Origin of the sequence: Desulfosalsimonas sp. (assembly GCF_046483245.1) — a bacterium.
Lineage (GTDB): Bacteria > Desulfobacterota > Desulfobacteria > Desulfobacterales > Desulfosalsimonadaceae > Desulfosalsimonas.
In genome coordinates this window covers 1-6,925 of sequence record NZ_JAWODO010000063.1, presented here as the reverse complement: position 1 = coordinate 6,925, position 6,925 = coordinate 1, and the positions used below count along the sequence as shown (strand labels likewise).

The 6,925-nt window shown below is 52.2% G+C and carries 6 protein-coding genes; all 6 read left to right on the top strand.

The window, feature by feature from the left end; genetic code table 11:
* The first annotated feature begins 280 nt into the window (after positions 1-280).
* Genes R6U41_RS06295 through R6U41_RS06270 form a run of 6 tightly spaced genes read left to right on the top strand, consistent with a single transcriptional unit; the run spans position 281 to position 6,917 of the window.
* Positions 281-2,398 (top strand): TonB-dependent receptor, encoded by a 2,118-nt coding sequence (locus R6U41_RS06295; RefSeq protein ID WP_410268982.1) that lies wholly within the window; start codon positions 281-283, stop codon positions 2,396-2,398.
* Between the two features lie 18 nt (positions 2,399-2,416).
* On the top strand, positions 2,417-3,274 hold the full coding sequence (locus R6U41_RS06290; protein ID WP_410268981.1) for an SAM-dependent methyltransferase: 858 nt from the start codon (positions 2,417-2,419) through the stop codon (positions 3,272-3,274).
* A gap of 18 nt (positions 3,275-3,292) precedes the next feature.
* Positions 3,293-4,147 carry an SAM-dependent methyltransferase gene (locus tag R6U41_RS06285; RefSeq protein WP_410268980.1) on the top strand — a complete coding sequence of 285 codons (855 nt, stop codon included), beginning with the start codon at positions 3,293-3,295 and terminating at the stop codon, positions 4,145-4,147.
* Between the two features lie 44 nt (positions 4,148-4,191).
* A complete protein-coding gene (locus R6U41_RS06280) occupies positions 4,192-4,995 on the top strand; it encodes a DUF4198 domain-containing protein (protein WP_410268979.1) in 804 nt (267 codons plus the stop codon).
* 33 nt (positions 4,996-5,028) lie between these two features.
* A complete protein-coding gene (locus R6U41_RS06275; RefSeq protein ID WP_410268978.1) occupies positions 5,029-5,523 on the top strand; it encodes a hypothetical protein in 495 nt (164 codons plus the stop codon).
* On the top strand, positions 5,520-6,917 hold the full coding sequence (locus R6U41_RS06270; protein WP_410268977.1) for an APC family permease: 1,398 nt from the start codon (positions 5,520-5,522) through the stop codon (positions 6,915-6,917). The genes R6U41_RS06275 and R6U41_RS06270 overlap by 4 nt, the downstream gene beginning before the upstream one ends.
* Positions 6,918-6,925: the final 8 nt, after the last annotated feature.

The following is a 6,925-nucleotide window of genomic DNA, read 5'->3' as shown; positions in this document are numbered from 1 at the left end:
AAAGAGGCGGCTGAATTTGAAAACCATAAAAAGGATGCAAAAGCCGCCATTCAAAGACTGGCGCAATAACCCCTTACAAAACAACTCCGGCGTGTTTCAAATTCCGGTATTTGAATAAGGAGGCAGCCGAGCCCGGCCAGGCCCATGCGGCTGCCCCCTTTGGAAAACCTCCCGTGAAACGGGAAGCATTTTTTTTATAGCAGCAAATACCTGCCGCTTCAATGCTTTACCGCGTCCACGGGCATATCCTGAAACTGAAAAATGGAAAGGAGAACAATGGATGCGCAGAAAAATGGCCCGCTGGACCGGAATCATCATCATGGCTGCAATCTTATCGCCGGTATTTTTTTTATGCCGGGCAGATGCCGAAGAAAATGTTGAAGAACTCGATACCATGGTGGTTAAGGAAAAGAAGACAAAGCCGCAGATTCTCACTGAGCCCGACAAAACCACCATCAATACCGAGCACTACCATGGAGCGGGCATACCGCAGAATGTCTCGGATTTTGTCAAAGACCTGCCAATCATGAACTACAGGGGCAGCTCAGAGCTTGTGCCCGACAGCGACACCTTTTACCTGCGGGGTTTTGACGGCAACCGGTTTGTCAGTGCAATGGACGGGGTTACGATACGCAAAACCGGAGGCCGGAGAGGGAGCAATATCGTGGATTACGCCCTGCTTCCGCCTTTTCTTATAGAATCCGTGGAGGTTATGCCCGGTCCGCATTCCGCCCTTTACCCTGGCAAAAGCATCGGCGGAGCCGTCAATTTTATTTCCAAAACGCCCGGGCGCTATGAAGAAGCAAAACCGGATCTTGCCTTTTCCGCCAGCTACGGCGACTACGGCACCCAGAACCACAGCCTGTCTGCCAGCGGAGGGGCGGGCAGCGCCATTTATGATCTGGGCTATCAGAAATACGCAACCGACGGGTATCTGAGAAATCACGAGGCGGATATTGACACGGTTTTCGGTCGTCTGGGATACATACTGTCAAACAACGGATATGTCACATTTCAGGCTTCCTATACTGATGCTGACCGGCAAAGGCCGGTGGTAAACGATCCGGATGATCCGGCCAGCGATTATGACCCGGATTATCCGGTCAGGGAAAAACAAAGCGGACGTGACCTTTATTACGACCAAAACCCCACCTGGGACAAAACCGCAACCTATTACAGGCTAAACAGCAAAATCCCCACGCCCCTGGGCACCTGGTCGGCAGGCGCCTATTACGGCGAGGAGACCAGGGATCATGCTGATCTGAACTCCGGCTCCTGGAAAACGCACTGGAAACAGCAGGGAGCAAAGGCCGCCAATGAATTCTCCCTGGGCCAAGGCCATGTAAGCACCATTGGAGCGGAGCTGGCGCAAAATTATGATGCCAGTGACGATGAGTCCTATAAAAAACGAATCGAAATAATTTCGGGATTTGCCCAGCACGAATGGCAGATCACCCAACGCCTGAACATGACCGCCGGCGCCCGCTACGAAGATGTCACCATCAACGTGGACAACTCAAACAACAGCGGCGGCACATGGATTTCAGGAGAAGACAAATGGATCGAGCGCAACTGGTCCGAATGGTCGCCCAAAAGTTTTCTTACCTACGAACTCGATGATCATGCCGACTGGCTGAGAGACACCTCGGTATCCGCAGGGATCAGCCGGATCTGGCGGGCCCCGGATTACCACGGCGATTACAATCCCCAGGGGAAGCCCACAGGTGCCTGGCTGGAGCCTGAGCACGGCACCGGCTACGATGCCATACTTTCCAGAAGACTTGCCGGTGATATCAATCTTCAGCTCAACTACTCATACTACCGGATAAAGGATTTTATTTCTTATAACCGGGATTTTGCCCAATACACCCCGTCAAGCGGTAACCCGGTTGAACCTGGAAAAGAGTTCATGGATTATAAGATCAACCTGGAAGAAGTCATCCGCCAGGGTTTAGAGGTTCAGCTCAACGGAAGCCTTTCCCGGGATCTGGATTTCATTCTGGGATATGCTTATCAGCACTTTGACAACCAGGGAGATGAGCCCGCAGGAGAGGAGGAACTGAGCAACCGGCCCGAACACAGGGCAAACGCCAGTCTTATCTGGCATGTTCGCCAGGGTACGCGCCTGATCCTGGATTACGAATATCAGGATGACCAGGTAGCCGTTGAGGCCATCGAGGTGGCCGAGGATACATACGAATTCCGGGAAACCGATGTAGATGCTTTCCACGTTTTTGATCTCGGGGTTGAGCAGCGCCTGTTTGACCAGTGGCATGGCATCAAAAACGGCATGGTCAAAGTTTATGTGAAAAACCTGTTTGACAGGGATTACGTCAATTCAAGCGGGCAGCCGGCACTTGACCGGACCATGGGGGCTGCACTTTCTTTCAAATATTAAAGCGCAAGGAAACTTGAAATGAAACGGATCAAAACATTTTCCGCATTTATTTTTGTTATACCCGCAATTTTCCTCTGCCTGTCTGCGGGCGGTCTGTATGCCGGCGATTCCGGCAAAACCGGTCTTTACCTGGTGAGCACCGGAAGCGGGGACCCTGAGAACATAACCTTTAAGGCAGCAGACACCATAAAGGACTCAGACGTTATCTTCTGCAGGCAGAGCACGGTGGAAAAATTCCCGGACCTGCTGGAAGACAAACAGATACATGATCCGGGATTCGGGATATTTGCGGTACACGGCAAGACCCCCGAAGAGGGAAAGGAAATCACGCGGTTTGATTATGACGAAAAAATGGCGGAACTGGAAAAAATTTTCGGCATTATCCGCGAGGCGGTAAAAGAAGGCAAAACCGTGTCCGTGCTGTGCAGCGGCGATCCCACCATATACGGGCCCAACATGTGGTACATGGAAGAATTTGCAGACCTTGACCCGGAGATAATCACCGGGGTAAGCGCGTTTAACAACTCCAATGCTGCCCTGAAAAAGGGGGTAACATCGGGAAAAAAGGCCCATTCCGTGACTCTTACCGCCACTTTCGGCCGGGCCGCGCTATACGACGGCCCGGACAGCGTGGACAAACTGGCGAAAAATCAGGCTGCCATGGCCTTTTTCACCATGTTTATGGATATAGAAGCCGTGGTGGAAAAACTGCTGGTGCATTACCCCGAAGACACCCCTGCAGCAATTGTCAAGCATGCCGGTTATTCGGACAAAGAGGAAGTCATGTTTGGGACACTCGCAAACATTGCCGAAAAAACACAAGAAGAGCCGGGATTTGAATACATGTTCTACATTGGCGACTTTATGAACGAATAAGAAAAAAGGAGCAAAAACATGCATAGTGTGCCTGTAACAAAGGGATTTCTGTTTAGCGTTTGTCTGTTTTGTCTTTCAGCGGTCCTTGTTTCCTGCGTTTTCCAAAAATCGGCCTCCGCCGCTGAAAAAAGCTCCGGCGGGCAGTTCCGGCTGGTCAGCGTGGGGGTCGGAGATCCGGATCTGATAACGGTCCGGGCAATCGAGCGGATCAGAGAGTCGGATATCATTATATGCCGACAAAGTGTTGAAAAAGAGTTCCAAGAATACCTGGAAGGGAAAACCTTCTGGGAAGGCGCTTTTGACCAGTGGCGCACCTGGGACCGGGACTGCGATGAAATCGCGGACACGGAAAAACGGAAAAAATGCGTCAGTGACCGAAAAATAAGAAAAAAACTGGAAGAAAAGATCAGAAAAGCCGTGGATGAGGGAAAGACGGTTTCGGTGCTGGGCCAGGGGGACCTGATGATCTACGGGGGCCCCTACAGGTGGTATCTGGATGCGCTAAAAGACCTGGAACCGGAAATCGTGCCCGGGGTCAGCGCCTTTAACGCGGCAAACGCCAGTCTTGGAAAAGACATCATGACAGGGGATAAGATCAGTTCGGCAGTACTGACCCATTACAGGGATATTGACAAGGTGGCCGGGCACCAGCCCACCCTGGTCATATTTACCATGCACACCCAATTTGAAGACCTGGTGGAAAAACTAAGGAATCACTATCCTGAAGACACTCCTGTTTCGATCGTCTTTTATGCGGGTTACAAGGAAAAAGAATACAGCATTTCAGGCACCCTGGACACAATCCGCAAAAAGGCGGAAGGAGAGGATTTTCCCTTCCAGCACCTGGTATACGTGGGCGAATTCATGGAATAAAGAAAACCTCCATGAAAATGAACAAGGCATTAAGGAGATTGAAAATGAAAAGAATATGTTATTTGGTATTTATCAGTGCAGCAGCATTGTTGGTGATTTTTGCCGCTGGCAGCGTGCATGCCCATAACCTGTGGTTAAATCCTCATAATCATTCCGCCGAAGCCGGGGATACTGTTGAAATCGGCATCGGCTGGGGCCATCACTACACCGAAGACAGGACCCACCAGGAGGTAAAAGACAGCACCGTACACGAGATTACTGCGATCGGTCCGGACGGTAAAAAAATTGACCTGGCGAAAAAATCCGCCGCCTCCTATGAACTGGAAACAAGCAAGCCGGGCGCATACCTGCTGACAGCCCGGATCGCCCCGGTGATGTTTACCACCACCCCTGAGGGCAGAAAGCGCGGGAGCCGAAAAGATGTGGAAAAACCGGTCAAATGTACAGCCTACAGCATCCTGGCCAAGACCGTGATAACAGCGGGCGGCGATGATAAAAACCTTGAAAGCCAAACCGGGCAGAAGCTTGAAATCATCCCCCTGAAAAACCCGGCTGACCTTGAAAAGGCAGATACCTTTCCGGTCAGGGTCTTATTTGATAACGAGCCCATAAGCGGGATCGCGCTTAAAGCAAATTATGCGGGCTTTGAGGAAAAAGATGCGTCCGGCCGCGGACACGGACACGGCGCGGCAGCAGAAACAACAACCGATGACAGCGGCGAAGCTGAAATCAGGCTCGAAAAACAGGGTCACTGGATCATTCTGCTTTCTCACCAAACCCCTTACCGGGACGGCAATGCCTGTGATCAGTCCCTGTATAAGTCTGCCTTTACGTTTGAGGTGAAATAACAGTCCAAAATTGCCAGAAAACAGGAAAAGACAATGAAGACAGTCAGAGCTTTTATTCTGACCGGCTTTGTGCTGGTTGTGCTTGCAGCAGCCGCAGGTCCGGCCTCAGCTCACGGAACAGACCACCGGACGGTCGATACCGGGCCTGCGGTGGCGGTGGAATTCACATACGTTGACGGCAGCCCCATGAATTACGCCGAGGTGCTGGTGTATTCACCCGGGGATGACAAAATAGAGCACCAGAACGGCCGTACTGATGCCAACGGCCGATTTGTGTTCTACCCGGACGAAGGCGGAGAATGGAAGATAGAGGCCAACGACGGCACGGGCCATTTGGAGAAAGCCTTGGTGAAGGTATCTTCTGACCCGGGAAAACAGCAGGAAGGCTCTGCCCGGCAAAACAAGGGCGGGCAGCAAACGGGTTTCGGCGGACTTGCGCGCCCGTGGGCCGCGCTGCTGGGAATAAGCCTTATTCTAAACATTTGCCTGGGATTCTATTTTTTCAAAAAAACCGGCGGTAAGGCATGAAAAACGCGATTGACGGCAACGGGGACCTTCTGCGGCAGGTGGGCGCCTTTACCGCCACCGTGCTGGTTGTCTCCAACATGGTGGGCACGGGAATTTTCACCACATCGGGCTTTATCATGGAGGAACTCGGCGACCCGGTGATTCTTCTTTTGTGCTGGCTTTGCGGCGGGATTTTCGCCCTGTGCGGTGCGCTGTGCTACGGCGAGCTCGGGGCGAAATTTCCGCGAGCCGGCGGGGAATACGTATTTCTCCGGGAAAGCTTCGGTAAAATGATGGGGTTTCTGTCGGGGTGGATTTCGCTGATTGTGGGTTTTTCAGCCCCCATTGCCGCTGCCGCCATTGCGTTTGCCACCTATTTTTATTCCGCTCTGGGACTTGATGCCGCCTGGGAAATGCCGTTAACGGTTTTCGGCTTCCAGGCGGCAACCCTTTCCATGGTGAATATCACGGCCGTGGCCGTAATCATTCTGTTTAGCCTGCTGCATTACCACAGCGTGACAACCGGCAGCCGGATACAAAACATGCTGACCATCTCAAATTTCGCCCTTATCCTTTTTTTTATTATCGCGGGATTTGCCTTTGGTGACGGATCGGCCCAGAATTTCCGGGGGCAGGGCGGGCTGTCGGCCTTTTCACCCGAACCCTTTGCCGCATCCCTGATATTTGTGTTTTTTGCATACAGCGGCTGGAACGCCTCGGCCTACCTGGGCGGGGAAATCAAGGCGCCCCAAAGAAACATCCCCTTGTCCCTGACGGTTGGAACCCTTGCGGTCACCGGGCTATATCTTCTGTTAAACGCAGTGTTTGTCTATTCCATGCCTGTGGATCAAATGGCGGGCGCCATTGACGTGGGGGCCAAATCGGCGGAATTTCTTTTCGGAAAAGGCGTGAGCCGGTATTTAAGCATTGCCGTGGCCCTGGGAATCCTTTCTGCGGTAAGCGCCATGATCATGACCGGGCCCAGAATATATTATGCCATGTCCAGGGACGGGGTGTTTTTCACCCGGCTGGCCAGGGTCAATCCCGAGCGCAGAACGCCCGCCTGCTCGATTGTTCTGCAGGCGGCAATTGCATGTTTCATGGTCATCACAGCGTCCTTTGACGCGCTTTTGACCTATATTGGCTTTACACTTTCCATTTTTGCCATGCTAACAGTCATCGGCATGATCCGCATCCGGAAAATCCGGCCAGAACTTTCCGGGATTTACCGAACCATCGGCTATCCGTTCACGCCCCTGTTTTTCATCGCCGGGCATCTGTGGATCATCTATTACATGATCCAGAGCCGGCCCATCGGCGTGATCTTCGGCCTTGCCACCATACTTGCGGGGATTTTCGTTTACCTGGGCTTTGCTTTTAAAGACCGGCTAAAGGCGCTTTTCCCCGGTCAATGAAAAAGTTT